At 66.5% G+C, this 26,123-nt stretch carries 28 protein-coding genes; 18 read left to right on the top strand and 10 right to left on the bottom strand.

Annotated features, from left to right (window positions below; all coding sequences use genetic code 11):
• Positions 1 to 27: 27 nt before the first annotated feature.
• The 5 genes from BST12_RS03515 to BST12_RS30575 all read right to left on the bottom strand — a co-directional run bounded on the left by BST12_RS03515 (position 28) and on the right by BST12_RS30575 (position 3,826).
• On the bottom strand, positions 28 to 1,089 hold the full coding sequence (locus BST12_RS03515) for an NADH-quinone oxidoreductase subunit B family protein (RefSeq protein WP_083111620.1): 1,062 nt from the start codon (positions 1,087 to 1,089) through the stop codon (positions 28 to 30).
• Between the two features lie 32 nt (positions 1,090 to 1,121).
• Positions 1,122 to 1,667: a hemerythrin domain-containing protein gene (locus tag BST12_RS03510; RefSeq protein ID WP_083111619.1), complete on the bottom strand. Its 546-nt coding sequence runs from the start codon at positions 1,665 to 1,667 to the stop codon at positions 1,122 to 1,124.
• A gap of 9 nt (positions 1,668 to 1,676) precedes the next feature.
• Positions 1,677 to 3,014 carry a hypothetical protein gene (locus BST12_RS03505; RefSeq protein WP_083111618.1) on the bottom strand — a complete coding sequence of 446 codons (1,338 nt, stop codon included), beginning with the start codon at positions 3,012 to 3,014 and terminating at the stop codon, positions 1,677 to 1,679.
• Between the two features lie 100 nt (positions 3,015 to 3,114).
• The gene (locus tag BST12_RS03500) at positions 3,115 to 3,309 is read right to left on the bottom strand and encodes a hypothetical protein (RefSeq protein ID WP_083111617.1); all 195 of its coding nucleotides are present in this window, start codon (positions 3,307 to 3,309) and stop codon (positions 3,115 to 3,117) included.
• A 112-nt stretch (positions 3,310 to 3,421) separates the two neighbouring features.
• Positions 3,422 to 3,826 carry an ANTAR domain-containing protein gene (locus BST12_RS30575; RefSeq protein WP_308207355.1) on the bottom strand — a complete coding sequence of 135 codons (405 nt, stop codon included), beginning with the start codon at positions 3,824 to 3,826 and terminating at the stop codon, positions 3,422 to 3,424.
• A gap of 215 nt (positions 3,827 to 4,041) precedes the next feature.
• Between BST12_RS30575 and BST12_RS03490 the strand changes: the two genes are divergently transcribed.
• Both BST12_RS03490 and BST12_RS03485 read left to right on the top strand, forming a co-directional pair.
• On the top strand, positions 4,042 to 4,521 hold the full coding sequence (locus BST12_RS03490) for an MPT63 family protein (RefSeq protein WP_083111616.1): 480 nt from the start codon (positions 4,042 to 4,044) through the stop codon (positions 4,519 to 4,521).
• 81 nt (positions 4,522 to 4,602) lie between these two features.
• Positions 4,603 to 5,538 (top strand): lysophospholipid acyltransferase family protein, encoded by a 936-nt coding sequence (locus BST12_RS03485; RefSeq protein ID WP_083111615.1) that lies wholly within the window; start codon positions 4,603 to 4,605, stop codon positions 5,536 to 5,538.
• Between the two features lie 5 nt (positions 5,539 to 5,543).
• Here BST12_RS03485 and BST12_RS03480 read toward each other — a convergent pair whose 3' ends face one another.
• Positions 5,544 to 6,281, bottom strand: coding sequence for a winged helix-turn-helix domain-containing protein (locus tag BST12_RS03480; RefSeq protein ID WP_083111614.1), 738 nt, complete (start codon positions 6,279 to 6,281; stop codon positions 5,544 to 5,546).
• A 194-nt stretch (positions 6,282 to 6,475) separates the two neighbouring features.
• On the opposite strand from BST12_RS03480, the gene pyrH reads away from it, so the two are divergent.
• The 8 genes from pyrH to BST12_RS03440 all read left to right on the top strand — a co-directional run bounded on the left by pyrH (position 6,476) and on the right by BST12_RS03440 (position 12,852).
• Positions 6,476 to 7,291, top strand: a complete 816-nt coding sequence (pyrH, locus tag BST12_RS03475) for a UMP kinase (protein ID WP_372510946.1) — start codon at positions 6,476 to 6,478, stop codon at positions 7,289 to 7,291.
• A gap of 31 nt (positions 7,292 to 7,322) precedes the next feature.
• On the top strand, positions 7,323 to 7,880 hold the full coding sequence (gene frr / locus BST12_RS03470) for a ribosome recycling factor (RefSeq protein WP_083111701.1): 558 nt from the start codon (positions 7,323 to 7,325) through the stop codon (positions 7,878 to 7,880).
• A gap of 32 nt (positions 7,881 to 7,912) precedes the next feature.
• Positions 7,913 to 8,821 carry a phosphatidate cytidylyltransferase gene (locus tag BST12_RS03465; protein ID WP_083111612.1) on the top strand — a complete coding sequence of 303 codons (909 nt, stop codon included), beginning with the start codon at positions 7,913 to 7,915 and terminating at the stop codon, positions 8,819 to 8,821.
• A 20-nt stretch (positions 8,822 to 8,841) separates the two neighbouring features.
• Positions 8,842 to 9,942, top strand: a complete 1,101-nt coding sequence (gene rlmN, locus BST12_RS03460) for a dual-specificity RNA methyltransferase RlmN (RefSeq protein WP_083111611.1) — start codon at positions 8,842 to 8,844, stop codon at positions 9,940 to 9,942.
• A 129-nt stretch (positions 9,943 to 10,071) separates the two neighbouring features.
• Positions 10,072 to 10,581 (top strand): disulfide bond-forming protein DsbE, encoded by a 510-nt coding sequence (dsbE, locus tag BST12_RS03455; protein WP_083111610.1) that lies wholly within the window; start codon positions 10,072 to 10,074, stop codon positions 10,579 to 10,581.
• Between the two features lie 4 nt (positions 10,582 to 10,585).
• On the top strand, positions 10,586 to 11,491 hold the full coding sequence (locus BST12_RS03450) for a cytochrome c biogenesis CcdA family protein (protein ID WP_083111609.1): 906 nt from the start codon (positions 10,586 to 10,588) through the stop codon (positions 11,489 to 11,491).
• 15 nt (positions 11,492 to 11,506) lie between these two features.
• Positions 11,507 to 12,013: a YlcI/YnfO family protein gene (locus tag BST12_RS03445; RefSeq protein WP_083111608.1), complete on the top strand. Its 507-nt coding sequence runs from the start codon at positions 11,507 to 11,509 to the stop codon at positions 12,011 to 12,013.
• A 23-nt stretch (positions 12,014 to 12,036) separates the two neighbouring features.
• Positions 12,037 to 12,852, top strand: coding sequence for a DUF4097 family beta strand repeat-containing protein (locus tag BST12_RS03440; RefSeq protein WP_083111607.1), 816 nt, complete (start codon positions 12,037 to 12,039; stop codon positions 12,850 to 12,852).
• Between the two features lie 3 nt (positions 12,853 to 12,855).
• Here BST12_RS03440 and BST12_RS03435 read toward each other — a convergent pair whose 3' ends face one another.
• The 4 genes from BST12_RS03435 to BST12_RS03420 all read right to left on the bottom strand — a co-directional run bounded on the left by BST12_RS03435 (position 12,856) and on the right by BST12_RS03420 (position 16,415).
• Complete coding sequence (locus BST12_RS03435; protein ID WP_083111606.1) at positions 12,856 to 13,110, bottom strand: DUF2631 domain-containing protein; 255 nt, start codon at positions 13,108 to 13,110, stop codon at positions 12,856 to 12,858.
• Between the two features lie 77 nt (positions 13,111 to 13,187).
• Positions 13,188 to 13,781, bottom strand: a complete 594-nt coding sequence (locus BST12_RS03430) for a fasciclin domain-containing protein (RefSeq protein WP_083111605.1) — start codon at positions 13,779 to 13,781, stop codon at positions 13,188 to 13,190.
• 107 nt (positions 13,782 to 13,888) lie between these two features.
• Positions 13,889 to 15,628 (bottom strand): cytochrome c biogenesis protein DipZ, encoded by a 1,740-nt coding sequence (locus BST12_RS03425; RefSeq protein WP_083111604.1) that lies wholly within the window; start codon positions 15,626 to 15,628, stop codon positions 13,889 to 13,891.
• A gap of 127 nt (positions 15,629 to 15,755) precedes the next feature.
• Entirely contained in the window at positions 15,756 to 16,415 is a 660-nt protein-coding gene (locus BST12_RS03420) for a fasciclin domain-containing protein (RefSeq protein WP_083111603.1), read from the bottom strand.
• On the opposite strand from BST12_RS03420, the gene dxr reads away from it, so the two are divergent.
• The 8 genes from dxr (at position 16,414) to BST12_RS03380 (ending at position 26,111) form a co-directional block, all read left to right on the top strand.
• Positions 16,414 to 17,754, top strand: a complete 1,341-nt coding sequence (gene dxr / locus BST12_RS03415) for a 1-deoxy-D-xylulose-5-phosphate reductoisomerase (protein ID WP_083111602.1) — start codon at positions 16,414 to 16,416, stop codon at positions 17,752 to 17,754. The genes BST12_RS03420 and dxr overlap by 2 nt on opposite strands.
• Positions 17,755 to 17,762: 8 nt before the next feature.
• The gene (locus tag BST12_RS03410) at positions 17,763 to 18,977 is read left to right on the top strand and encodes a M50 family metallopeptidase (protein WP_083111601.1); all 1,215 of its coding nucleotides are present in this window, start codon (positions 17,763 to 17,765) and stop codon (positions 18,975 to 18,977) included.
• Positions 18,978 to 18,999: 22 nt separating this feature from the next.
• Positions 19,000 to 20,187 carry a flavodoxin-dependent (E)-4-hydroxy-3-methylbut-2-enyl-diphosphate synthase gene (ispG, locus tag BST12_RS03405; RefSeq protein ID WP_083111600.1) on the top strand — a complete coding sequence of 396 codons (1,188 nt, stop codon included), beginning with the start codon at positions 19,000 to 19,002 and terminating at the stop codon, positions 20,185 to 20,187.
• 59 nt (positions 20,188 to 20,246) lie between these two features.
• Positions 20,247 to 21,101: a GNAT family N-acetyltransferase gene (locus BST12_RS03400; RefSeq protein WP_083111599.1), complete on the top strand. Its 855-nt coding sequence runs from the start codon at positions 20,247 to 20,249 to the stop codon at positions 21,099 to 21,101.
• Between the two features lie 146 nt (positions 21,102 to 21,247).
• A complete protein-coding gene (locus BST12_RS03395; protein WP_083111598.1) occupies positions 21,248 to 23,059 on the top strand; it encodes a penicillin-binding transpeptidase domain-containing protein in 1,812 nt (603 codons plus the stop codon).
• An 89-nt stretch (positions 23,060 to 23,148) separates the two neighbouring features.
• The gene (locus BST12_RS03390) at positions 23,149 to 23,745 is read left to right on the top strand and encodes a DUF1707 SHOCT-like domain-containing protein (RefSeq protein WP_083111597.1); all 597 of its coding nucleotides are present in this window, start codon (positions 23,149 to 23,151) and stop codon (positions 23,743 to 23,745) included.
• Between the two features lie 5 nt (positions 23,746 to 23,750).
• Positions 23,751 to 24,608 carry a type I methionyl aminopeptidase gene (gene map / locus BST12_RS03385; protein ID WP_083111596.1) on the top strand — a complete coding sequence of 286 codons (858 nt, stop codon included), beginning with the start codon at positions 23,751 to 23,753 and terminating at the stop codon, positions 24,606 to 24,608.
• Between the two features lie 3 nt (positions 24,609 to 24,611).
• The gene (locus BST12_RS03380) at positions 24,612 to 26,111 is read left to right on the top strand and encodes a cobyric acid synthase (RefSeq protein WP_083111595.1); all 1,500 of its coding nucleotides are present in this window, start codon (positions 24,612 to 24,614) and stop codon (positions 26,109 to 26,111) included.
• Positions 26,112 to 26,123: the final 12 nt, after the last annotated feature.

The raw sequence follows: 26,123 nt of genomic DNA, 5'->3' as shown, positions 1-26,123 counted from the left end.
TGCGTTGTCCCTTCTACAGTTCGGGGTTCACGGACGCCAGCGTGGGTTGTAGCCGCTAGTGAGCGCATCCCGGTTATGCCGCCACTTGGGTTCTTTGTTGCCGTTGATGTTGGTGATGCCGCGCATGCGGCGAATGAAGGCGCCGTAGGGTTTGACGATCATCGAGGACAGGCTGCCGCCCGGTGGTGCATCCATGAAGGGCTGAAACTTGTCCGGGAAGCCGGGCATGGTGCAGGCGATGCAGATGCCGCCGACGTTGGGGCAGCCCCCGATACCGCCCATCCAGCCCCGCTTGGGCACGTTGCAGTTGACCACCGGGCCCCAACAGCCAATGTGCACTTGGCATTTGGGGGAGTTGTAGTCGTGGGCGAAGTCGCCCTGCTCGTAATAGCCGGCGCGGTCGCAGCCCTCATGGACGGTCTTGCCGAAGATCCACTGTGGACGCAGCATGTGATCCAGCGGCGGCGGCGGCGCGGATCCGGCCGCGTGGTAGAGCACCCAGGTCAGCGTCTCCATGAAGTTGTCCGGTTGCACCGGGCAGCCGGGAATGTTGACGATCGGCAATGCCCCGGTCGATTTGAAGTCCCAGCCCAGATAATCGGCGAGTCCCATGGATCCGGTGGGATTGCCTGCCATGGCGTGGATTCCGCCGTAGGCGGCGCAGGTCCCGATCGCGACGACCGCCCACGCCTTGGGGGCCAGGTTGTCCAGCCACCAGTTCAGCGTCAGCGGCTCACCGGTTTTCAGATCGTTGCCGAACGACGTCCAGTAACCGTCGCCGTTGATGTTCTCGTTGGGTATCGAGCCCTCGATCACCAGGATGAACGGCTCGAGTTCGCCGCGGGCGGCAGCCCGGAACGGCGCCAGGAACTCCTCGCCGCCCATGGTGGGGGAGAGCACCTTGTTGTGCAGATGGACGGTCGGCAAGCCGGGCACCAGTCCGCTGATGACGTCCTCGATCGGTGGTTGTGCCGCGGCGGTCACCGAGACGGTGTCGCCGTCGCAGCTCATGCCTTCCGAGATCCAAAGGATGTGAATTTCGTCGAAACCGTGCGGCTTGGGTTGGGTGGCTATTTCGGGTACCGCCATCGGATCATCCTTTCAAGAGTCGTTGTGCGAGTTTATGTTTGGGGACGCTTCTGGAACCGGTCACGCACCCGGTCGTACAGGGCGGCGACGGGCGCTGCCAGTGCCAGAGCCGGCGGTTCGGTGGGCGCCTTGGGGTGTGGCCGGGTGGGCGCGACTTTCTTTGCCTCGTCCAGCACTTGGCCCAGCTCGTCGAGGGTCTGCTGGTCGACCGCTTCTCGCAGCTTGGGCCAGAGCTGTTCCTCTTCGTCCTGGACGTGCTCGTCGATCTCCTTTTGCAGGGCAGCCATTAAGTTGCGCGTCTGGTCCTGATCGTCGCCCGCCTTGTCGAGTGCGAGCAGCGTGTGCTTGACCACCATGTGTTCGTCCAGATGATGGCCGATCTCCTGTTCGCCGTCCGAAAGTGCCTGCTTGGCAAGCGGATACACCATCAGCTCCTCCAGCGCAGCATGCTTGGACAGCTCCCGGATGGCGATCTCGACCACTCCGCGCCGCTGATCGTCGGTCTTGGCTGCCTCGTAGTCGCGGAAAAGTTGTTCCACCATTCGGTGGTCGTGGTTCAACAGCTCGATCGCGTCCATCGCTGCCTCCTATAACGATTCCTGTTGTTGCACAGTCACTTCCGCTTCCAACGGCGACACCTCATCGGCGCCGAAGTAGTAGAAGCGCCCGTACCATCGGTTCAGGTCGGCACCTTCGTCGTCGTCGAGCGTGACGGCGATGCGCCAGACGTCCTCGGTGTCGAGCAATACAGCTTCCACAACTGCGGTTCGGCCGTCCAGGAAGATGTCGTGGGCGTCGGTGCCGCGACGGCGTGGCTGCAGACGCACCCGGCTGCCCGCGCGGATATCGACGCCGTCGACGGTCACGACGTCCGGCCCGGCAGGCCGGTACGGCCGCATCGCCCGGACGGCGCCGTGCAGGCGATCCATCACCTCGCGCGGCATCTGGTCGACGCGGTCGATGATCGCCGCGGCCCGCGGGTCGGTCGCCCGGGCCTCTTGCTTCTCCTGCTCGGTCAGCGTTCCGGTGCGCAGCGACAGGATTTCGTCGATCTCCCCAGCGTCGAACAGGTCGCCCGGGCTTTCCGGGCTCACCGCCGGGTAGTCGTAGAGCAGGATCGGCGAAGACAACATCACGTCGTGGCGTCCCGGCTCGCCGGCGAGTACCGGAAAGGTGTGGATGTTCCGGCAGGCCTTGGCCGCCGGTGTGGCCCATGCCGGCGGGTCGAGCAGCGACAGGAACGCGCCGTCGTCCAGCCCGATCAGGGTGTGCGTGGCAACCAGGGATGCACTTAGCGCGTCCCGGCGCGCAACCCCGGAAACCGTTGTCGCATCGCTGTTTTCGGTCGTCACATAAAGCGTTCGCAGTGGGAAGGGCGCTTGGGCCGTGGATATCGAAAGCCGTATCGTCGCCGAAATGGCTTGGCTGGTACGGATTATGCGTCCGGCTCCCTGCGGCAGCGGCTCGATGGTTTGGGCGCCGGGTACGCGCACGTCGACGACAAGGGACGAGTCGACCAGATCGGCGATGGTGGCCACGACCTCGTGCTCGCGGGGCACCGCGTCGTCGAAGGTGAGATGTCGTCGCTCGCCGTCGTCGAGCTGGTCGACCGGTTCAAATTCGCCGTCGGCACATGCGCGCTGAACCGACCGGTGATGTACGTGCAGGAACCGGAGCCGGACGCGTATGCAGGCGCTGTGCGGAGCCTCCAGCAGACACTCGGACCGCTGATACCACCCGTCTGCGGACCCGCTGACCCCGGTGTCGGCATCGGCGTCCGGCGACAACCACGGTCGGGGCGCCAGAACGCCGAATTGCCAACGCACCCGGTTTTTGGGCGACGAGCGGCGATACGGATAGAGCAGATACCCCTCGTACAAAATGGCGTCCGCAACCGCCGAGAGGGAGTCGAAGCCGCATTCCATGCCGCTGCCCGCCGTTATCAGTCGACGTGGCGAGCCGGAGCAGGCCCACCGACGGTGGCGATACCCGGCTTACCTGCGGCTAAACGCTGTTAAGACGCAATTATTTCGGCAGTCGCGGGAGTAGTAGGCCATAGCCGTTGGCTCGCAAGCTGCAACGCAGCGCGGCCGTCGGCGTGTGGTCCAACAGCCACCCACTGATGGCCGATTGCTGGCGGGTCACCGACTCACCATCCACCTTCAGCAGCCTGAGCAACCTCAGCGCCGTCGACGGTTCCAGTTCGGAAGCCGTGTCCATCCTCGTTACCTCCCGCTCAGCCGGATCTGCCGTGGCATGCCGCGGCTGGGGACATCGATACCCACATCGGGGGCCGCGCAAACCCGCGCGGCCGGGAACCCGGTGGTACCGGTTAGGGCGAAGGGGCCTCGCGTCGTGGACGTTCGACATTGACCAACCGATGAGAGATGTCGACGACGGGCGTGTTCGATTCCTGCGACAGTCGCTTCAGCAAATAGAATGCCGCGACGGCATCGATGCCGAATCGCTCCATCAGCATGCCCTTTGCCTGGCCGATAATGGCGCGCGACGCAAGCGCACTGCGGAATTGGTCGTCGCGCCGAGAGATATTCCACGCCAGTGCCGCATGAGTGGCGAAAGCCAGCTTCACTTCTAGCGAATCGCCGTCGAATGCAGTGCGCCTGTTCGGGCGTAGAAATTCAGCGCGCCCGCCATTTGCCTGTCGCTGAATATTTGAAATGACAAGACGGACCGCGCAGGTGTACTTTGCAGCGCGTCCTCGCGGCAATGCGGCCATCGCTCGTCGGCGACCAGTCCATTTCGGCCAGCCGGCGGAGCTCGATTTACGCGGAACGCGCAGGTAGACAGCAGAAATTGCGGTATGTGCGGGCGCGCATGTTTGAGGCACGCGCCGATCGGTTATGGACACACGTGGGGGGCGGTCCTCGTAATTCACATGGAGCATAGCGCTCCGGCGGGGAACGCGATGGACTCGAAAGGGAGGAGTCAAGTATGAAGTTCACGAAAACCGCTGCAAAAACTGCTATCGGGGCCGCTGGAATCGCAGCTGCTGCCGCATTCAGCGCAGCTCCGGCAATGGCCAATCCAAGCATTCAGGACTTCGGCACGAGTGCGCCGCTCATCAGCGGGCCGCTGGTTACCGCCTACACGGTCAGCGACTTACAGCCGAGCAGCACAACGATCCCGGGCTACACACCCAAGGGTCAGCTGTGGGAGGCCAACGTCACCGCCGTGGCCAATAGCGGCACGGTGACGCCCGTGGTGTCCGACTTCAACGCGCGCACCGCGGCCGGCCAGAACTACCACGTCGTCAACAATGTGCCCGCCCCGGCCGGGATCAACCCCGCGCCGATTCCGCAGGGCGGCCAAAGCACCGGAAAGGTCTACTTCGACGTGACCGGTGCGCCCCCGAATGGCGTCGTCTACAACGACGGTGTTCAGGACGTCCTGATTTGGACGAATAACGCCTAACTTGGCACGGCGTAACGCCTCCCCGCGTCAATGGCGACGCGGGGAGGTTGCGTTTTTGCCGCAGTCGGGTACTCAACGGCGATGACACGTTCGGACCACAGACCACCCGAAGTCGTCGAGCAAGCGCATCGGCACGCCGATCTAGCACGCGAGTCGATGCAGGAAAAGCGCGACGGCCAAGACGGCGGCTTGAGCGGCTGGGTGGCCAAACGCGCCGGGGAATGGGATCTCGAGGGTCAGGACGAGACCACACTGCAGCGCCAAAAATTCTTCTGGAATGTGTTGGTGGACTACTGGTTTCGCATGGAGATCGACGGCTGGGAGAATGTCGGCGACGCGCCGGTGCTGCTGATCGGCATCCATTCCGGTGCCCCGTTCGTCTGGGATGCATGGACCGTCGGCCTGCAGTGGTGGCGGCGCTTCGGCCCCGAGCGTCCATTGCACGGCACCGCACACGACGCGCTGATGGCGATTCCGGGTATCGGGCGCTATTTCCGGTCAATGGGCGTGCTTCCGGCCGCCCCGGACGCGATCGCCACGGCGCTGGCCGAGGGGCGCGACGTGGCGTTGTGGCCGGGCGGGGAGGTGGATTCGCTGCGGCCGTGGACTGAGCGCGATCGCGCGAACCTGGCGGGGCGCAAGGGCTTCGTGAAAATGGCCATTCGCGCGGGGGTGCCTATCGTGCCCATCGCGACCGTCGGCGGCGCCGATGCGATGCCGGTGCTGATTCGCGGTGATCGTCTGTCCCGGGCCTTGCGGCTGGATCGGATACTGCGGCTCAAGGTGTTTCCGCTGGCGATCTCACTGCCCTGGGGGATCGCTCCGGCGGCGCTTCCGCAGCTGCCGCTGCCGGCCAAGATCCGGACCCGGTTCATGCCCGCCGTCGAGGTGGACCACGATCCGGCCCGGGCATCCGACGACGAGTACATCGATCGCAAGTACCGCGAGGTAGAGGACAGCATTCAGCGCGGGATGGACGCGCTGGCGCGCAAACGCACGCTGCCGGTATTCGGCTGACGCAGTTATTGCGCGATCGAGCCCTCGGCCGGCGTCGGGGTTGCCCAGACCGGATTCAGCAGCGGGTCGCCGACCACCCATCGCGGTTGCGGTGGCGTCACCGCCATATAGCCCACACCGCGCACGGTATCGACCATCGACTCGTAGTTGGGCCCCAGCTTGGCCCGCAGCCGTCGCACGTGTACATCGACGGTTCGAATGCGGCCGGTGCAGTCGTACCCCCACACTTCGTGCATGAGCCGGGTGCGGCTGAACGCCCGGCCGGCGTGCTGCACAAGGAAATTCAGCAACTTGAATTCGGTGAGCGTCAGGCCGAGGTCCTTGCCGTCCACCGACACGCCGTAGCTGTCCGGGTGCAGGACGAGGTCGCCGAATTGCAATGTGCCCGCAAGGGCGCTGCGGCGCCGCGCGATCGCCAACCGCAATCGCGTCTGCAGCTCGGTCGCGCCGGCCGCGGCCAGCAGCACGTCGTCGAAATTCCAGTCCACGTCCACTTCGACGAAGTCGGCGGGCGCCACCACGGCGACCACGGCCAGCGACGGCATGCTGGCGGTCAGACGCCGACAGACCCGCCGCGCCGCGACCAGGTCGGTGCGCGCGTCGATCACCGCGACTTCGGCGCCGCCGGCTACCGCGGCGTCGCTATCGTCCAGCGGTGCGCGGCGGACGGCCTGCGCAAAGGAAGGCAACGTGGGCAGCGACGCTTCGAAATCGGCGGCATTGGTCAGTAGCAGGACTTCCAACAGACGTCTCCAAACTTCATCAGGGTGCCCGACCCCCTATCCGTAGGCACCTCCGGGGAGATGACTGCAGCGCACCGCTGGATACCCGATTGAGGGCCGAACTACTCCAACGATGTGAAATGAGTTCGCCCAGGAAGGTCCGCGATCGGATCGTCAACTGGGCAAATAACGCACCCCGCCCACGCGTGGGTGGTGTGATGAGGCAGGATATGAGCGGCCGTCCCAGGTGGTTGCCGGGATGGCACTGTCATGCGAGGAGACTGATGACGGAGCCGACGAGCACCAACGGCATACCGGTCCGGCCGTCGAGGTATTCACGGGTGCTGCTCAAGCTTGGCGGCGAAATGTTCGGTGGCGGGCAGGTCGGGCTGGACCCCGATGTGGTGGCGCAGGTGGCCCGTCAGATCGCCGACGTGGTCCGCGGGGGTGTGCAGATCGCCGTGGTGATCGGTGGGGGCAACTTCTTCCGCGGGGCGCAGCTGCAGCAGCTGGGCATGGAGCGCACCCGGTCGGACTACATGGGCATGCTCGGCACGGTCATGAACAGCCTTGCCCTGCAAGACTTTCTGGAAAAAGAAGGCATCGTCACCCGGGTCCAGACCGCGATCACCATGGGCCAGGTGGCCGAGCCCTACCTTCCACTGCGCGCCGTGCGCCACCTGGAGAAGGGACGGGTGGTGATCTTCGGCGCCGGCATGGGGCTGCCGTACTTCTCCACCGACACCACCGCGGCCCAGCGGGCGCTCGAGATCGGCGCGGATGTGGTCTTGATGGCCAAGGCGGTCGACGGCGTATTCGCCGACGATCCGCGGACGAACCCCGACGCCGAACTGCTCACCGCCGTCAGCCATCGCGAGGTGCTGGACCGGGGGCTGCGGGTAGCCGATGCGACCGCGTTCAGTCTTTGCATGGACAATGACATGCCGATCCTGGTGTTCAACCTGCTGACCGATGGCAATATCGCCCGCGCGGTCGCTGGTGAGAAGATCGGGACGCTGGTCACCACGTGATGACTGGCGATGATGCAGAGGAGTGGCGCAGATGATTGACGAGGCTCTCTTCGACGCCGAAGAGAAAATGGAAAAGGCCGTCTCGGTGGCCCGCGACGACTTGTCCACGATCCGGACCGGTCGCGCCAACCCGGGCATGTTCTCCCGCATCGCCATCGACTACTACGGGTCGACCACTCCCATCACGCAGCTGGCCAGCATCAACGTGCCCGAGGCGCGGCTCGTCGTCATCAAGCCGTATGAAGCAGCCCAGTTGCACGCGATCGAGACGGCCATCCGCAACTCCGACCTCGGCGTCAACCCCAGCAACGACGGCACCCTCATCCGGGTCGCGGTACCGCAGCTCACCGAGGAGCGTCGCCGCGAGCTGGTCAAACAGGCCAAGGGCAAAGGCGAGGACGCCAAGGTCTCGGTGCGCAACATCCGTCGCAAAGCCATGGAAGAACTGCACCGCATCCGCAAGGACGGCGAAGCCGGCGAGGACGAGGTCGTCCGCGCGGAGAAGGACCTGGAGAAATCCACTCACCAGTACGTCGCGCAGATCGATGAGCTGGTCAAGCACAAAGAAGGCGAGCTGCTGGAGGTCTAGCGACCGTCCAGCAGCTAAGTCCCTTCAGATCAGTGGCAACCACCGATACCGACCCCGGCGCGCCGCAAGACGAGCCTGCGCAGCCGGCGAAGAAGGCGTCGCGAGCCGGGCGTGATCTGCGCGCTGCAAATCTGGTGGGCTGGGGTATCGGCCTCGCCCTCATCGCGACGGTGATCTACGCCCCGCGTGGCTGGGTCGTGTTCTGCGCGGGTGCCGCGCTGATCGGCAGTCACGAGGTGGTGCGCCGGCTGCGCGAAGCCGGGTATCTGATTCCGGTCATCCCGCTGTTGGTCGGTGGTCAGGTCACCGTCTGGATGACCTGGCCCTACCGTGCGGTTGGGGCGCTGGCCGGGTTCGGCGCCATGGTGGTGGTCTGCATGATCTGGCGGCTTTTCATGCAGGACGAGCGCCAGCGCGACGACAACGACGCGCCGATGTCGAGCAACTATCTGCGCGACGTGTCGGCGACGGTCTTCTTGTGCGCATGGGTACCGCTGTTCACGGCTTTCGCCGCGATGCTGGTGTACGACCCGAAACACGGCCCCGGGTACGTCTTCTGCCTGATGCTCGCAACCACCAGCTCCGATGTGGGCGGCTACGCATTCGGTGTGCTGTTCGGCAAGCATCCGATGGTTCCGAAGATCAGCCCGAAGAAGTCCTGGGAGGGCTTTGCCGGCTCGTTGATCTGCGGAATCACCGCGACCGTCCTGACCGGGACCTTTCTGGCCGGAAGAACCCCGTGGGTCGGTGCGTTGCTGGGTGTTCTATTCGTACTCACCACCACGCTGGGCGATCTGGTGGAGTCGCAGGTCAAGCGTGACCTGGGGATCAAGGACATGGGCCGGCTGCTGCCCGGCCACGGTGGCCTGATGGACCGGCTCGACGGCATACTTCCATCCGCGGTGACGGCCTGGATAGTGCTGACCCTGATTCCTTACTAAGGGCCGATACTGGACAGATCATGGTCCAACAGTTGATCTTCGAGGCGCCCCGGCGTGGCAAGCCGCCGCGGCACCTGGCCGACCTCGACGCGGCGGGCCGTGCGTCAGCCGTTGCCGAGCTGGGGCTGCCGGCGTTTCGGGCCAAACAGCTGGCACATCAGTACTACGGCCGGTTGATCGCCGACCCGCGGCAGATGACCGACCTGCCCGCTGCCCTGCGCGATCAGCTCGCCGAGACGATGTTCCCTGAACTGCTCACGGTGGCCCGCCACGTCGCCTGTGATGCCGGCCAGACACGAAAGACGCTGTGGCGCGCGCTTGACGGCGCGACCATCGAATCGGTGCTGATGCGCTATCCGCAGCGCAACACGGTATGTATCTCGTCGCAGGCCGGGTGCGGCATGGCCTGCCCGTTCTGCGCCACCGGCCAAGGCGGGCTGACGCGCAACCTGTCGACCGCGGAAATCCTCGAGCAGGTGCGTGCCGCCGCGGCGACGCTGCGCGACGACTTCGGTCCCCATCCCCAACGGCTGTCCAACGTGGTGTTCATGGGCATGGGGGAGCCGCTGGCGAACTACGCCAGGGTGCGCGACTCGGTGCAGCGCATCACCGAACCACCGCCTTCGGGTTTCGGGATTTCGGCGCGCTCGGTGACGGTGTCGACGGTGGGTCTGGCGCCGGCCATCCGCAAGCTTGCCGACGAGCGGCTCGGCGTCACCCTGGCGCTGTCGCTGCATGCCCCCGACGACGAACTGCGCGACACCCTGGTTCCGGTGAACAACCGGTGGAAGATCAGCGAGGCGCTGGACGCGGCCCGCTATTACGCCGACGTCACCGGCCGGCGGGTGTCCATCGAGTATGCATTGATCCGGGACGTCAACGACCAACCGTGGCGGGCCGATCTGTTGGGCCGGCGGCTGCACCGGGCGCTGGGGCCGCTGGTGCACGTCAACCTGATCCCGCTCAACCCCACACCGGGCAGCCAATGGGACGCGAGCCCCAAGCCGGTCGAGCGTGAATTCGTCAAACGCGTTCGGGCACAGGGTGTTTCATGCACCGTGCGGGATACCCGCGGCCGGGAGATCAGTGCCGCATGCGGACAGCTGGCCGCTGAGGGTTGATTGCTCACCGAGACGGTAAATCTGCAGAATATGTTCGAGTAGGCACCTGCGAAATTGCAGCCTCGGCGAAACCGCCGAACTGCCCAAGCGCGCTTGAACCCGCGATAGGGCTGATTCGTCATATGAGGCATGACTCTTCGCCTTGTCTGCGCAACCAAAGCCGCTGCGGCCGTCGTCGCCGCGTTCATTTTGATGTTCGGCCTGGCCACCGCGCCGCGTGCGCTAGCGGCCGATGATCGTCTCAACTTCACCGCCACCACCCTCGGTGGTGCCCCCTTCAATGGCGCGAGCCTGCAAGGCAAGCCGGCGGTGTTGTGGTTCTGGACGCCGTGGTGCCCGTTCTGCAACGCCGAGGCGCCCGGGCTGAGCCAGGTGGCGGCCGCCAATCCAGGGGTGACTTTCGTCGGCGTCGCGGCCCATTCGGATGTCGGGGCGATGCAGGGCTTCGTCGCCAAGTACGGCCTCAATTTCACCAACCTCAACGACGGCGACGGCGCGATCTGGGCCCGTTACAACGTGCCCTGGCAGCCGGCCTGGGTGTTCTATCGCGCGGATGGCTCCTCGACGTTCGTCAACAATCCGAGCTCGGCCATGTCGCAGCAGGAGCTGGCCGGCCGGGTCGCGGCCCTGACGGCCTGAACCGGTGAACCAGGCCCTGATCGGATTGGCCTTCGCCGCCGGATTGGTGGCAGCGCTGAATCCCTGCGGCTTCGCCATGCTGCCCGCGTACCTGCTGCTCGTGGTGCGCGGGCAGCCGTCTGCCGAGCCGGCTCCGGTGCTCGGCGCCGTCGGCCGGGCGCTGGGCGCCACGCTGGGGATGGCGCTGGGTTTCTTGACGGTATTCGGCTTGTTCGCAGCGCTGACCATCTCGGCGGGTAACACGGTGCAGCGCTACCTGCCGTATGCCACCGTGCTGATCGGCGCCGTGTTGGTGGCATTGGGTTTGTGGTTGCTGGCGGGCCGCGAGCTGACGGCGCTGACGCCGCGACAGCGCGCGGCGCGATGGGCGCCGACCGTTCGGTTGGGTTCGATGTACGGCTACGGCGTCAGCTATGCGATCGCATCGTTGTCGTGCACCATCGGCCCCTTCCTGGCGGTCACCGGGGCCGGCCTTAGGGGTGGTTCGGTGGCGGGCAGCGTGGCCGTCTATCTCGCCTACATCGGCGGGCTCGCCCTCGTGGTCGGTGTGCTCGCGATCGCGGCAGCGACCGCGAGTTCGGCACTGGCCGACCGCCTGCGACGCATCCTGCCGTTCGTGAACCGGCTCAGCGGGGCGGTGCTGGTGCTGGTCGGGCTGTACGTGGGCTACTACGGCCTCTATGAGGTGCGTCTGTTCACCGGCAACGCCAATCCCCGGGATGCGGTGATCACCGCGGCCGGACGGGTGCAGGGCGCGCTGGCCGGCTGGGTGCACCAGCACGGCGGATGGCCGTGGGTAGCGGCGCTCGCAGCACTGGTGTGTGTTGGGTTGGCCGGAATTGTGTGGCGGCAGAGATGGCTGCGCAGACAACGTGACACCAAAGATGCGCTTGCGGTGATGTCAAAATAGTGTCACCATGACACCATGGAATTGCAGCCCTATGTCGACGCGGTTCGGCACGAGCTGAACCTGGCCGCGGCCGCCGCCGGTGCCGAGGCGCAGAATCTCGCCGAGCGATTGAGTGCCCCGCTCGAGTCCGCGCTGCGGCTGGCGCTGCTGGAAGCGCTGGCGGCGGCGGCCGACGAGATCACCAGTGACCTCGCGCCGCGATCCGTGGAGGTTCGGCTGCGGGGACGCGACCCGGAGTTCGTTCTCAGTGACGGCCCGCACGAGCTGGAAGCCGGCGACCGGGACCAGGTGTTGGAGGCGCATTACGAGTCTGTCGATTCGGGCGACGGCGGTACCTGGCGAGTCACCCTGCGACTGCCCGAGGGGCTGCGCGCGGCCGTCGAGGCGGCCGCGCGCCGAGAGGGGGCGTCGCTGAACGCCTGGCTGGTGCGCGCCGCCGCGAAGGCCAGCCAGGGGGCGTGCGCACCTTCCGATTACACCGCCCGCAGTCATGGTCAGCACGTGACCGGCTGGGTGCGCTGACCTCTTTACCGAAGGAGACGGCCATGCAAACTTTTGACACGCCCGAGCCGATCAGCGTGCGGCTGGAAGCCGGTGCGGGTTCGGTCCGGCTTGCCGCGACCGAGCGCGCCGACACCGTCGTGCAGGTGCGGCCCCGCGACGAATCGAGCGGTTCCGACGTATGGGCCGCCGAACACACCCGGGTGGAATTCCGCGACGGCAAGCTGGTCGTGTCCGGCGCCAAGCGCGGTCTGCCGCGGTTTCGGGGCGGTGCCGTCGACGTCGAGATCGCGCTGCCGTCGCGGTCTCGGGTCTACGCCACGCTGGCATCGGCCGACCTGCGCGCCGACGGCGAGTACGCCGACTTCCGGTTCGGGTCGGCCAGCGCCGCGGTGGACATCGACGTCGTCGTCGGAAAGGTCAAGGGCGCCAATGCGTCTGGATCGTTTCGCATCAACAGGGTGGAAGGTTATGCGTCGGTGGCAACCGCCTCGGGCGCGGTGCACGTCGGCAACCTCGACGGCGAACTCAAGTTCAAGGGCGCCAGCGGCTCGCTGACGGTCGAGGTACTGCGCGGCAGCGTAAAGTCGCGCACTGCCTCGGGGTCGGTGTCGGTGGGTGTGGCAGTTCGCGGTGCGGTATCGGCGGCGACCGGTAGCGGTGAGGTTGCCGTCGGAATTCCGGAGGGCACCGCCGCCCGGCTGGACATCACCACCGGATCCGGTGTCGTCACCAATCGGCTGCAGCCGTCAGACGGCCCGGAACTCGGCGACGAGACCCTCATCCTGCAGGTGCGCAGCGGCTCGGGCGACGTCGACATCCATCGGGCGACACCCGCCCACGAAGCCGTGGGCGGGTGAGCGCTACCTGATCCAGCCGCGCCGGCGGCCCCACAAGTCGCGGACCAGCACCACCAGCACCAGGACGGCGAACCCGATCAGGAACCAGTCCTCGACGTGGCCGACGTGGTTGCCGCGCAGCATCGCCAGCAGGAACAGGATCGCGAACGCGCCGACGAAATGCCAGGTGCGGTGATTGATCCTGCTCCAGCCCCACGCTGCGGACGGCACCTCAGCGACGTCGACACCGTTGAACTCGTCCACCTCAGTACTGGCCACGGCCGTTCCTCCGGATTTGCTTAAAGGTTGGAGGACATTCTGGCATACACCGCGTGGGCGGCACCGGCTACGTGTGATTAGCGGGGCGGCATCAGCACGGTGTCGATCATGTACACCGTCGCGTTCAGGGTCTGCACCCCGCCGCACACCACCGAGGCGTTGTTCACCCTGAGACTGTTGCCGGACCCGGTGACCGTCAGCGACGCGCCCTGAACCGTGGCGTGCGTGCCGATGGCTTGGGCCGGCGTCAGCTGCCCGGGCACCACGTGGTAGGTGAGAATCTTATTCAGCAGCGGCGCATCGGTTTTCAGCGATTCGACCGTCGCGGCGTCAAGCTTGCCGAACGCTTGATCGGTGGGGGCGAAAACCGTGAACTGGCCGCCGTTGAGGGTGTCCACCAGATTCACCTGCGGGTTGAGCTTGCCCGAGATAGCCGAGGTCAGCGTGGTGAGCATCGGGTTGTTCGAGGCGGCCACCGCTACTGGGTCAGCGGCCATCCCCTCCACCGACCCCGGCCCGGTGGGCACCTGCTGGGCGTAGGCCTGGCAGCCGGGGCCGACCAGCGTGGTCGCCGGGGTGGCCGCCGCGGTAGGCGCACTGGTCATTGCCAGACCGATCGCGGCCGCCGCTGCGAAAGTCATTGCCGCAGTGGCCTTTTGCTGTAGCTTCATTGCCTGAGCTCCTCGGTGATTGTCGACGGCGCTGCGGCCGACTGGTTTGTTCTGACATCAACGATTCGGAGCAGGATGGGTTTTGGATGGCTCGCAGGGCAAAGTCGTCAGCCGTAGGTGAACGAATACACCTGCAACCCCTGGCTGGGAACCACTTCGAGCGTGCCGTCGACCACCTGTTCGCCCGCGACCACCTGGTGGGCCGTCGGCGCGCCGCTGATCGGCAGCGTCGTCGACTTACCGTCGCGCAACACCGTCAGGCTCCCGGTGCCGCCGACGACCAGATAGACGTTCTTGGCGCGATAGTTGAGCTTGATGCGGGAGTTGTCGCTGTCGGCGGTCGCACCCTGGTAGTCCAGCGACCAGCGGCCGCTCAGCGCGAAGGAATTGGCGGCCAGCGCCGGCGGGTAGGCAAACGTCGCCGAACCCTGGTCGTAGCGCTCGTTGCCGCCGAAGTTGATCACCTTGCCGACGCCGAAGTACGTCTCGGGAGTGAGCCCGGCGGTGGGCGTGGTGTCGGCCGCATCCACCGGTGGCGGCAGTGCGACGCCGGTGTCGGCGTCGACGAGCAACTGGCGAATCAGGTTCTCGGTGCCGTCGTAGTCGCCTTCGCCGAATTTGATATGGCGGACAACGCCTTTGGCGTCGATCAGGTATTCGGCCGGCCAGTATCGGTTGCGGTAGTTGGTCCATGTCGAGTAGTTGTTGTCCAGCGCCACGGGATAGGTGATGCCCAGATCGGCGGCACCACTTGCCACGTTGTCGGCGACCCTCTCGAATGCGTACTCGGGCGTGTGAACGCCGATGACTTCGAACCCACTGTTCTTATAGGCCCGATACCAGCCGACGACGTGCGGGACGGCGCGCTGGCAGTTGATGCACGAGTACGCCCAGAAGTCGATGAGGACCACCTTGCCGCGCAGCGCGGCGAGGTCGACGGGCTTGTTGCCGGGGGTGTTCAGCCAGGCCTCGATACCGCGGATATCCGGTGCGGGACCGCAGTTTTCAAGTTTTGCGGCGCCGTCGGTGCAGTTGGACAACTGCGCGTTCTGGTCATTGACCAAACCACCGAGGTTGAGCTTCTCCCGAATCTGGTTGTCCCCGCCCACCTTCTGCTGTAGCGCGCTGGTGTAGTCGGGAATGGCGCGCTGCAGCAGCGCGGGCACGTTGAACACCAGCGCGACCGCCAGCAGGATCGTGACGATGCCGGCCGCGACTCGGATCTCGCGCTGGCGGCGGCGAAAAGCGCTCACCCGGGCGGCCACCTGCTGGCCGGCCAGCGCGAAGAACAACAGCGGCAGCGCCGCGCCGACGGCGAACGAACACGTGAGCACCACGGTGTTGACGCCGATGTTCGAGGTGGCCCCGGCCACCACGATGGCGGCCAGTACCGGACCGGCGCAGGGCACGTAGAGGGCGCCCAACGCCAGGCCCAGCCCGAAGCCGTTGCCGCCGGTCTTGACCTGTTTTTGCGGGAGCCGCGAAAAAGGCCGCTCCAACAGCTGCTCAACGCGGGGAAAGATCAGCCCCAGACCGATCGCGACAAGTGCGACCAACGCCACCCAGCGGATCGCGTCCTGCCGCAGGTGCAGCAGCGACAGCAACGCGGTCCCGGCCAGGGTGACGACGCTGAAGCTCAGCACCAGCCCGGCGATCACCCGGTAGGGCCGCAGCGCCTCGGACCGCAGGCGTTTCGGCTTGACGGCCACCGCAACCGCGCCGGGCTCTGCCGGCGCCGCAGGAGTCGGTGCGCCGGAAAAGAAGATCACCGGCAGCACCGGCAGAATGCACGGCGATATCCCGGTGATCAGGCCTCCGATGAGGCCGATGAGTGCAAGTGTCAACATGTCTCCTATTCGAGGCCGAAGCCGCCGCGGATCGGACCGGGGCCACGAATTCTCTTGCGCGGTAAGGACATTCATAGCAGGAAAGGGCGGCCCGGCACAGCCGGGCCGCCCAGAGCCTGCGCAACCGCTACGTTGCCGGCGGCATCAGCACGGTGTCGATCATGTACACCTGCGCATTCGCGGTGGACACGCCACCGCAGACCAGGCCGGCGTCGTTGACCTTGAGGTCATTGCCGGTGCCCATGACGTTGACCGTGGCGCCCTGCACGGTGGCGTGCTGGCCGTCCACGCGTGCCGGGCTGAGCTGTCCGCTCACCACGTGATAGGTGAGGATCTTGTTCAGCAGCGGCGCATCGGTCTTGAGGCGGTCCAGCGTCGCGGCGTCGAGCTTGCTGAACGCCTGGTCGGTGGGGGCGAACACGGTGAACTGGCCGCCGTTGAGGGTGTCGACCAGGTTCACCTGCGGGTTGAGCTTGCCCGACAGTGCCGAAGTCAGTGTGGTCAATTGCGGGTTGTTCGCCGCCGCGACCGTCACCGGGTCCTGCGCCATGCCCGCCACCGAACCGGGGCCGGTGGGGACCTGCTGGGCGTAGCTGGCACAGCCCGCACCGATCAGGTTGGCCGACGGGGCGGCCGTCGGTGTCATCGGGGCAGCCGTCGAGGAGCCGGCCGGCTTGGAGGTGGCGGGGCTGGCCGCCCCGCCGCTGCTTGAACAGCCCGACAACGCCGCGATCGCGATCGCGCCGATGCCCGCCGCCGCACATGCCTTGCGCTTCACATTTTTCATGGTTGATCCGACTCCCTTGTCTCGTGTCGTGGGCCTGCACCCCCTATTCGGTGCCGTTCGCGGGACAGATGGGAGGCACAATGATCAAGTGAGCAATCCGACCGACCGGCGGCTGCGTGTTCTGGTGCTGGGCAGCACCGGCTCGATCGGCACGCAGGCCCTTGAGGTCATCGCCGCCAATCCGGACCGTTTCGAGGTGGTCGGTCTGGCCGCCGGCGGCAACAACCTGGACACGCTGCTGCGACAGCGCGCCGAGACCGGGGTGACCAATATCGCCGTCGCCGACGACGAGGCGGCGCAGCGGGCCGGCGACATTCCCTACCGGGGCGCCGACGCCGTCACCCGGCTGGTCGAGGAAACCGAGGCCGACGTCGTGCTCAACGCGCTGGTCGGGGCCCTCGGCCTGCGGCCGACGCTGGCAGCGCTGCAATCGGGTGCGCGCCTGGCGCTGGCCAACAAGGAATCGCTGGTCGCCGGCGGGCCGCTGGTAGTGCAAGCGGCGCTGCCCGGTCAGATCGTGCCGGTCGACTCCGAGCACTCCGCGCTGGCGCAGTGCCTGCGCGGCGGAACTCCCGACGAAGTCGCCAAGCTGGTGCTGACCGCATCGGGCGGGCCGTTCCGGGGCTGGTCTGCCGCCGATCTCGAGCACGTCACCCCGGAACAGGCCGGCGCACATCCCACCTGGTCAATGGGCCCGATGAATACCCTGAACTCGGCGTCGCTGGTCAACAAGGGTTTGGAGCTCATCGAGACGCATCTGTTGTTCGGCATTCCCTATGACCGCATCGAGGTCGTGGTCCATCCGCAGTCGATTATTCATTCGATGGTCACTTTCATCGACGGTTGCACGATCGCTCAAGCCAGTCCACCGGATATGAAATTGCCGATTTCTCTGGCCCTGGGCTGGCCGCGACGGGTTCCCGGGGCCGCCGCCTGTTGTGATTTCAGCACCGCCCACACCTGGGAATTCGAGCCGCTGGACGCCGGGGTTTTCCCGGCTGTCGAATTGGCCCGGCACGCCGGCGAGACCGGCGGCTGTATGACCGCCGTCTATAACGCGGCGAACGAGGAAGCGGCGGCGGCCTTCCTCAATGGCCGGATCGGGTTTCCCGCAATTGTCGGCACAATTGCAGAGGTGCTGCACGGTGCCGACCAATGGGCCCATTTACCCGCTACCGTGGATGACGTGCTTGACGCGCAGCGCTGGGCGCGGGAACGCGCGCGGCGCGCGGTATCCGGAATGGCTTCAGCAGGTCGACACGAATCGACCGTGGCGATCGCAAGCGCGGCGAAGCCGGGCGAAGCGGGTCGACACGAATCGACGACAGAAAGGTCCTGACAGCGGAGATGATGTTCGTTATCGGCATTGTGCTGTTCGCGCTGGCCATCCTTATTTCGGTGGCACTGCACGAGTGTGGCCACATGTGGGCCGCGCGGGCTACTGGCATGAAGGTGCGCCGGTATTTCGTCGGCTTCGGTCCCACTCTGTGGTCGACGCGCCGGGGCGAGACCGAATACGGTTTCAAGGCCATTCCGGCGGGCGGCTTCTGCGACATCGCCGGCATGACTCCGGTCGAGGAGCTGGCGCCCGACGAGCGCGAGCGCGCGATGTACAGGCAGAAGACGTGGAAGCGTGTCGCGGTGCTGTTCGCCGGGCCCGCGATGAATTTCGTGATCTGCGTGGTGCTGATCTATGGCATCGCGCTGATCTGGGGACTGCCCAACTTGCATCCGCCCACCAAGGCCGTCATCGGCGAAACCGGTTGTGTCGCACAGGAATCGGTGCAGGGCAAGCTGGAGAACTGCACCGGCCCGGGTCCGGCGGCGCTGGCCGGGCTGCGCGCCGGGGACGTTGTCGTCAAGGTCGGTGACACCCCGGTGTCGACCTTCGAGGACATGGCCGCGGCGGTGCGCAAACTGCACGGCACCGTGCCCGTCGTCGTCGAGCGGGACGGCACCACGATCACCACCAACGTCACCATCGAATCCGCCAAACGCTGGGTGCCCAACAAGCAGGGCAACCAACTCGAGCCGGCCAACGTCGGCGCCATCGGGGTGGGCGCGGCGCGCAACGGGCCCACGCACTACAACGTCTTGACCGCGGTGCCGGGCACCATCGCCTTCACCGGTGACTTGACCGTCGAGGTGGGCAAGGCACTGGTCACCATCCCGACGAAGGTCGGCGCGCTGGTGCACGCCATCGGCGGGGGACAGCGTGACCCGCAGACGCCCATCAGCGTGGTCGGTGCCAGCATCATCGGCGGCGACACCGTCGACCACGGGTTGTGGGTGGCGTTCTGGTTCTTCCTGGCCCAGTTGAATCTCATCCTGGGTGCGGTCAACCTGCTGCCGCTGTTGCCGTTCGACGGCGGGCATATCGCCGTGGCGGTGTTCGAGAAGATCCGCAATATGATCCGCACGGCGCGCGGCAAGGTGGCCGCCGCGCCGGTGAACTACCTCAAGCTGATGCCGGCCACGTACGTTGTCCTGGTTTTCGTGGTTGGGTACATGTTGTTGACCGTCACCGCCGATTTGGTCAACCCGATCAGGCTCTTCCAGTAGGGGCCGGAGAGAAGGGTTAACTGTGACCGTTGGCCTGGGCATGCCCCAAAGTCCGAAGCCTCCGGCACCCACGCTTGCCCCGCGGCGCGCCACGCGTCAGCTGATGGTTCGCGACGTCGGGGTGGGCAGCGACTATCCGATCTCGGTGCAATCGATGTGCACCACCAAAACGCACGACGTCAACTCGACCCTGCAGCAGATCGCGGAGTTGACCGCGGCCGGTTGCGACATCGTCCGGGTGGCCTGCCCGCGTCAGGAGGACGCCGACGCGCTGGCCGAAATCGCCCGGCACAGCCAGATTCCGGTGATCGCCGACATTCATTTCCAGCCGAAGTACATCTTCGCCGCCATCGACGCGGGATGTGCTGCGGTGCGGGTGAACCCGGGAAACATCAAGGAGTTCGACGGCCGGGTCGGCGAGGTCGCCAAGGCCGCGGGTGACGCCGGCATCCCGATCCGGATCGGCGTCAATGCCGGTTCGCTGGACAAGCGCTTCATGGCCAAGTACGGCAAGGCCACGCCTGAGGCGCTGGTCGAGTCGGCGTTGTGGGAAGCCTCGCTGTTCGAGGAGCATGGCTTCGGCAATATCAAGATCAGCGTCAAGCACAACGACCCGGTGGTGATGGTCGCGGCCTACGAGCAACTCGCGGCGCAATGCGACTACCCGCTGCATCTCGGCGTCACCGAAGCCGGTCCGGCCTTCCAGGGCACCATCAAGTCCGCGGTCGCCTTCGGCGCGCTGTTGTCGCGGGGCATCGGCGACACCATCCGGGTGTCGTTGTCGGCGCCGCCGGTGGAGGAAGTAAAGGTCGGAAACCAGATTCTCGAGTCGCTCAATCTGCGGCCCCGGTCGCTGGAAATCGTGTCGTGCCCGTCCTGCGGCCGGGCCCAGGTCGACGTGTACACGCTGGCCAACGAGGTGAGCGCCGGCCTGGACGGTCTCGACGTGCCATTACGGGTAGCGGTGATGGGCTGTGTGGTCAACGGCCCGGGCGAAGCGCGCGAGGCCGACCTGGGTGTGGCGTCGGGTAACGGCAAGGGTCAGATTTTCGTCCGCGGTGAAGTAATCAAGACCGTGCCCGAAGCGCAGATCGTCGAGACGCTGATCGAGGAGGCCATGCGGCTGGCCGAGCAGATGGGTGTCGGTTCGGATTCCGAGCACGATCCGGGCACGACATCGAGCGGTTCGCCGATTGTGACCGTAAGCTGATAGTGGCCAACATCACTGGCCGCTCAACCGCATTGTTCGCACCACGGAGAGTTCTTCAGATGTCGGCTCCGCCCATCTTGCGCCTGGTAGGCGAGCGACGGGTGTCCGTGGTGCGCGACGCTGCCGCGGTATGGCGGGTTCTCGACGATGATCCGGTCGAATCGTGCATGGTCGCGGCGCGGGTCGCGGACTACGGGATCGAACCCAATTCGATCGGCGGAGAGCTGTGGACGCTGCGTGGTCCGCAGGAGTCGCTGTGCTTCGCCGGCGCCAACCTCATCCCGCTGCGTGGCGGATTGATCGATCTGAACGCCTTCGCCGATGAGGCCATGAGCACGTCGCGGCGGTGCTCGTCGCTAGTGGGCAGGGCCGACCTGGTGTTGCCGATGTGGCAGCGCCTCGAGTCGACCTGGGGGCCGGCCCGCGACGTGCGCGATCACCAACCGCTGATGGCCATCAACACCCATCCCAGCTGCGACATCGACCCCGGGGTGCGCCAGGTTCGGCCCGAGGAGCTGGACGCCTACCTCATTGCGGCCGTCGACATGTTCATCGGCGAAGTGGGCGTCGACCCGCGGCTGGGCGACGGCGGTCGGGGCTACCGGCGCCGGGTGGCCAGCCTGATCGCGGCGGGGCGCGCCTGGGCGCGCTTCGAGCACGGGCAGGTGGTTTTCAAGGCCGAAGTGGGTTCGCAGTCGCCTACCGTCGGGCAGATTCAGGGGGTCTGGGTCCACCCCGAGTGGCGCGGCCAGGGTCTCGGCACGTCGGGAACCGCAACGCTTGCCGCGGTGATCGTCGGCAGCGGGCGCATCGCCAGCCTGTACGTGAACAGCTTCAACACGGTCGCCCGGGCGGCCTACGCGCGCGTCGGCTTCAAGGAAGTCGGCACTTTCGCCACGGTGTTGCTCGACTGAACCGTGAAACTGTAGTTGGCGCGCAAAAGTGCGAGTGCTGAGCACGATAAGTACAGGCTCGCGACGCGCCACCTAACCTGCGATAACGGTTCGGTCTCGGTGTGTCTGCGCCGGTGTCCGAGTCACAGTTCTTAACATCAGCAACGATGGTAACAAGAACAACACTGGCCTCAGCTGCCGCAGCTTTCCTCTTTGTCGCGGTGACGGCGCTGCCCGGATGCACGCCGCGGCCCGAAGGCCCAGGTCCGGCGGCCGAGAAGTTCTTCGCCGCGCTCGCCGTCGGCGATACGGCGACCGCCGCGCAGCTCAGCGACGACCCCAACGAAGCCCGCCAAGCGCTCAACGCGGCGTGGGCGGGACTGCAGGCCACCCACCTGGACGCCCAGGTGCTCAGCGCCAAGTACGCCGAGGACACGGGCACCGTCGCGTACCGCTTCACCTGGCATCTGCCCAAGAACCGGACCTGGAGTTACGACGGCCAGCTGAAGATGGCCCGCGACGAGGGCCACTGGCAGGTGCGCTGGGCCACCACCGGCCTGCACCCCAAGCTGGGGGAGCATCAGACGTTCGCACTGCGGGCCGATGCGCCCCGGCGCGCCTCGGTGAACGAGCTGGGCGGTAGCGACGTGCTGGCGCCGGGCTACCTGTATCACTACTCGCTGGACGCCACCCAGGCCGGACCCGGGCTGATCGGCACAGCGCACGCGGTGGTGGACGCGCTGAGACCGTTCAACGACACACTGAACGACCCTCAACTGCTCGCCGAGACCGCCAGCTCGGCCACCCATCCGCTGGATTTGGTCACGCTGCTTCCCGACGACAGCAGCAAGGTCTTTCCGGCGATCGGCAAGCTGCCCGGCGTCGTCATCACCCCGCAGCCAGAGCTGCTGCCTACCGATCCGAATTTCGCGCCGGTGGTGATGAGCGAGGTGAAGAAGGCGGTCGCCGACGAACTCGACGGCCAGGCCGGCTGGCGGGTGGTCAGCGTCAACCAGAACGGTGTCGACGTCGCGGTGCTGCACGAGGTAGAGCCGTCCCCGGCGCCGTCGGTCTCGATCACCTTGGACCGGGCCGTGCAGAACGCTGCCCAGCACGCTGTCGACACTCGCGGCGGCAAGGCGATGATCGTCGTGATCAAGCCGTCGACCGGCGAGATCCTGGCGATCGCCCAGAACGCGGGCGCCAACGCTGACGGCCCGATTGCCACCACCGGGCTATTCCCACCAGGGTCGACGTTCAAGATGATCACCGCCGGGGCGGCCGTCGAACGCGATATGGCCACCCCGAACACGATGGTGGGCTGCCCCGGCCACCTCGACATCGGGCACCGGACCATCCCCAACTACGGCGGCTTCGATCTCGGAGTGGTGCCGCTGTCGCGTGCCTTCGCCAGTTCGTGCAACACCACGTTCGCCGAACTGAGCAGCAAGTTGCCGCCCCGGGGCCTGACTCAGGCGGCCACCCGCTACGGCATCGGGCTCGACTATCAGGTGGACGGCATCACCACGGTGACCGGTTCGGTGCCGCCGACGGTGGATCTGGCCGAGCGCACCGAGGACGGTTTCGGTCAGGGCAGGGTGCTGGCCAGCCCGTTCGGGATGGCCCTGGTGGCCGCCACGGTCGCGGCCGGCAAGACCCCGGTTCCGCAGCTCATCGCTGGCCGGCCCACGACCGTGGACGGCGACAGCACGCCGATCAGCCCGAAGATGATCGACGCACTGCGCCCGATGATGCGGCTGGTGGTCACCAACGGCACCGCCAAGGAGATCGCCGGCTGCGGCGAAATCTTCGGCAAGACCGGTGAAGCCGAGTTCCCCGGCGGATCGCATTCCTGGTTCGCCGGCTATCGCGGCGATCTGGCCTTCGCGGCGCTCATCGTCGGAGGTGGCAGCTCGGAATATGCGGTCCGGATGACCAAGGTGATGCTGGAATCCCTGCCGCCGGGTTTTCTGGCCTAGGGCCTGTAACCTGGTGTTTGCTAACTCGCGGCCCGGATAGGGGCCCGGATCGCGGCCCGGATAGCGGCGAGGAACCATCAGGAAAGGCCATGACAGAGACCGGTGGGGACATGGCGGCTCCAATGACACTGCGGGTATCGGACGCCGACCGCAACGGCACGATGCGGCGCCTGCACAATGCGGTGGCCCTTGGGCTGATCGATATCCACGAGTTCGAGCAGCGCTCGTCGCGGGTGTCCTTCGCGCGCACCCGCAGTGAGTTGGACGGGCTGGTCGGTGATCTGCCCGGCCCGGGCGCGATCGTCACCTCCGCCGCCGACCGGGTGGAACTGCGCGGCTGGGCCGGCTCGCTCAAGCGCCAGGGTGCCTGGATGGTGCCCACCCGGCTGTCGCTGGTGCGTCGGCTGGGGTCGATCGAACTCGACCTCACCAGGGCGCGGTTCGCGGGGCCGGTGGTGGTGATCGAACTCGACATGAAGTTCGGCTCGCTGGACCTGAGGTTGCCCGAGGGCGCCAGCGCCTCGATCGACGACGTCCAGGTCTATGTGGGCAGCGCCAGCGACCGCCGCAAGGACGCCCCGGCCGAGGGAACGCCGCACGTCGTACTGACCGGACAGGTGACGTGCGGCTCGGTGGTCATCCGCGGACCGCGGCGGGCGTTACTGCGCCGCCCGCGATTAAGCTAGCTGCCATGCCTGCTCGAACCGCGCTTTCCCCCGGCGTGCTCTCCGCAACGCTGCCGGTGCCCACGTGGATCGCGCGGCCCGAATACGTCGGCAAGTCGACGGCCAAAGAGGGCTCCGAGCCGTGGGTACAGGAACCGGAAGTGATCGAAAAGATGCGCGTCGCCGGCCGCATCGCGGCCGGTGCCCTGGCGGAGGCGGGCAAGGCGGTCGCACCCGGGGTCACCACCGACGAGCTCGACCGGATCGCCCATGAATACATGGTCGACAACGGTGCCTACCCGTCGACGCTGGGCTACAAGGGATTCCCGAAGTCGTGCTGCACCTCGCTCAACGAGGTCATCTGCCACGGCATCCCGGACTCGACGGTGATCGAAGACGGCGACATCGTCAATATCGACGTCACGGCCTACATCGACGGCGTGCACGGTGACACCAATGCGACCTTTCTGGCCGGCGACGTGTCCGAAGAGCACCGCCTGCTGGTGGAACGAACGCGCGAGGCGACGATGCGTGCGATCAATGCCGTCAAACCCGGGCGTGCCCTGTCGATCATCGGCCGGGTCATCGAATCGTATGCAAATCGGTTCGGGTACAACGTGGTTCGCGACTTCACCGGTCATGGGATCGGCACCACTTTCCACAACGGACTGGTGGTGCTGCACTATGACCAGCCCGCGGTGGGGACGATCATTCAGCCGGGCATGACATTCACCATCGAGCCGATGATCAACCTCGGCAACCTTGACTACGAGATCTGGGACGACGGCTGGACCGTGGTCACCCGCGACCGCAAGTGGACCGCACAATTCGAGCACACCCTGCTGGTCACCGACACCGGCGCCGAAATCCTCACGCTGCCGTAACGGGTGAGCGGGGCGCTGCTGGTCGCCGGCACCAGCTCTGATGCCGGGAAGTCGGTGGTGGTCGCCGGGCTGTGCCGGTTGTTGGCGCGCGGCGGGGTGCGCGTCGCGCCGTTCAAGGCGCAGAACATGTCCAACAATTCCGCAGTGACGTTCGACGGCGGCGAAATCGGTCGGGCGCAGGCGATTCAGGCCCGCGCGGCGGGCCTGGAACCCAGCGTGCGATTCAATCCGATCCTGCTCAAACCCGGCAGCGACCGGACGTCGCAGCTGGTGATCCGCGGTCACGTCGCCGATTCCGTCACTGCGGCAGGTTATTTCCAGCATCGCGACCGGCTCGCAGCCGTCGTCATGGATGAATTGTCCAGTCTACGAAGCCAATTCGATGCAGTAATCTGTGAAGGCGCCGGCTCGCCGGCCGAAATAAATCTGCGTACAACGGATTTAGCGAACATGGGGCTGGCCAGGGCGGCCAACCTTGCGGTGCTTCTGGTAGGCGACATCGACCGCGGCGGACTGCTCGCGCACTTGTTCGGCACCGTCGCCGTCCTCGAACCCGACGATCAGGCGCTGATCGCGGGCTTCGTCGTCAACAAGTTTCGCGGGGATCCGGCCCTGCTGGCGCCGGGCCTGCAGCAGCTACTCGACAGGACCGGCCGCCCCACCTACGGCGTGCTGCCCTACGCCGAGCAGCTCTGGCTCGACGCCGAGGACTCGCTGTCGGTGGTTGCCCACCGTGTCGTCGGTACCCCCGCGGCCCCGCTCGGTGACCAGTGGCTGCGGGTGGCCGCGGTTCGGCTGCCCAGGATTTCCAACTCCACCGATGTCGAGGCGCTGGCATGTGAACCCGGCGTGCTGGTGCGCTGGATCACCGACCCGGCCGACCTGGCCGCCGCGGATCTGATCGTGCTGCCGGGCAGCAAGGCCACCGTGGCAGACCTGTGCTGGTTGCGGGAAGGCGGCTTGGCCGGCGGCATCGTCGATCACGCCCGCGCCGGCAAGCCGGTACTGGGCATCTGCGGGGGATTTCAGATGCTGTGCCGGCAAATCGAAGACACCGTGGAGTCCCGAGCCGGGGTTGTCGCCGGGCTGGGACTGCTGGATGCCGACGTCGTTTTCGCCGCCGACAAGGTGCTGCGTCGCTGGCAGCCGCCGCTGGCAGGCTATGAAATCCACCATGGCCGGATCGGCAGGTGCACCGAGGCGGCGTGGTTTCACGTCGACGGCATACCGCAGGGCATCGTGGCCGACGCGATCTTCGGTACCCACTGGCACGGCCTGCTCGACAACGACGACTTCCGTCGCGGTTGGCTCGCTCGGGTTGCCGAGGCCGCCGGCCGGCCCGGATTCGTCGTTGCCCGGGACGTGAGTGTGCCCGCCCGCCGCGATGCCCAACTGGATCTGATGGCCGACCTATTGGCGGCCCATCTCGACATGGACGCGATCGTCGGCCTGCTTGACGGCCCACCGCCGCGACCGCACCTGATCAGCGAGCTGCGCAGGTAGAACCTGGGAGCC

It is taken from the genome of Mycobacterium angelicum (assembly GCF_002086155.1).
In the GTDB taxonomy this organism is placed as follows: Bacteria; Actinomycetota; Actinomycetes; order Mycobacteriales; family Mycobacteriaceae; genus Mycobacterium; species Mycobacterium angelicum.
This window is presented reverse-complemented; position numbering and strand designations above follow the sequence as displayed.

What these genes read in the sequence shown, in the direction of transcription:
- BST12_RS03515 (WP_083111620.1), bottom strand. Translation starts at nt 1,089, where the DNA reads ATGGCGGTACCCGAAATAGCCACCCAACCCAAGCCGCACGGTTTCGAC.
- BST12_RS03510 (WP_083111619.1), bottom strand. Translation starts at nt 1,667, where the DNA reads ATGGACGCGATCGAGCTGTTGAACCACGACCACCGAATGGTGGAACAA.
- BST12_RS03505 (WP_083111618.1), bottom strand. Translation starts at nt 3,014, where the DNA reads ATGGAATGCGGCTTCGACTCCCTCTCGGCGGTTGCGGACGCCATTTTG.
- BST12_RS03500 (WP_083111617.1), bottom strand. Translation starts at nt 3,309, where the DNA reads ATGGACACGGCTTCCGAACTGGAACCGTCGACGGCGCTGAGGTTGCTC.
- BST12_RS30575 (WP_308207355.1), bottom strand. Translation starts at nt 3,826, where the DNA reads ATGGCCGCATTGCCGCGAGGACGCGCTGCAAAGTACACCTGCGCGGTC.
- BST12_RS03490 (WP_083111616.1), top strand. Translation starts at nt 4,042, where the DNA reads ATGAAGTTCACGAAAACCGCTGCAAAAACTGCTATCGGGGCCGCTGGA.
- BST12_RS03485 (WP_083111615.1), top strand. Translation starts at nt 4,603, where the DNA reads ATGACACGTTCGGACCACAGACCACCCGAAGTCGTCGAGCAAGCGCAT.
- frr (WP_083111701.1), top strand. Translation starts at nt 7,323, where the DNA reads ATGATTGACGAGGCTCTCTTCGACGCCGAAGAGAAAATGGAAAAGGCC.
- rlmN (WP_083111611.1), top strand. Translation starts at nt 8,842, where the DNA reads ATGGTCCAACAGTTGATCTTCGAGGCGCCCCGGCGTGGCAAGCCGCCG.
- dsbE (WP_083111610.1), top strand. Translation starts at nt 10,072, where the DNA reads ATGACTCTTCGCCTTGTCTGCGCAACCAAAGCCGCTGCGGCCGTCGTC.
- BST12_RS03445 (WP_083111608.1), top strand. Translation starts at nt 11,507, where the DNA reads ATGGAATTGCAGCCCTATGTCGACGCGGTTCGGCACGAGCTGAACCTG.
- BST12_RS03440 (WP_083111607.1), top strand. Translation starts at nt 12,037, where the DNA reads ATGCAAACTTTTGACACGCCCGAGCCGATCAGCGTGCGGCTGGAAGCC.
- BST12_RS03430 (WP_083111605.1), bottom strand. Translation starts at nt 13,781, where the DNA reads ATGAAGCTACAGCAAAAGGCCACTGCGGCAATGACTTTCGCAGCGGCG.
- BST12_RS03425 (WP_083111604.1), bottom strand. Translation starts at nt 15,628, where the DNA reads ATGTTGACACTTGCACTCATCGGCCTCATCGGAGGCCTGATCACCGGG.
- dxr (WP_083111602.1), top strand. Translation starts at nt 16,414, where the DNA reads ATGGTTGATCCGACTCCCTTGTCTCGTGTCGTGGGCCTGCACCCCCTA.
- BST12_RS03420 (WP_083111603.1), bottom strand. Translation starts at nt 16,415, where the DNA reads ATGAAAAATGTGAAGCGCAAGGCATGTGCGGCGGCGGGCATCGGCGCG.
- BST12_RS03410 (WP_083111601.1), top strand. Translation starts at nt 17,763, where the DNA reads ATGATGTTCGTTATCGGCATTGTGCTGTTCGCGCTGGCCATCCTTATT.
- BST12_RS03400 (WP_083111599.1), top strand. Translation starts at nt 20,247, where the DNA reads ATGTCGGCTCCGCCCATCTTGCGCCTGGTAGGCGAGCGACGGGTGTCC.
- BST12_RS03395 (WP_083111598.1), top strand. Translation starts at nt 21,248, where the DNA reads ATGGTAACAAGAACAACACTGGCCTCAGCTGCCGCAGCTTTCCTCTTT.
- BST12_RS03390 (WP_083111597.1), top strand. Translation starts at nt 23,149, where the DNA reads ATGACAGAGACCGGTGGGGACATGGCGGCTCCAATGACACTGCGGGTA.
- map (WP_083111596.1), top strand. Translation starts at nt 23,751, where the DNA reads ATGCCTGCTCGAACCGCGCTTTCCCCCGGCGTGCTCTCCGCAACGCTG.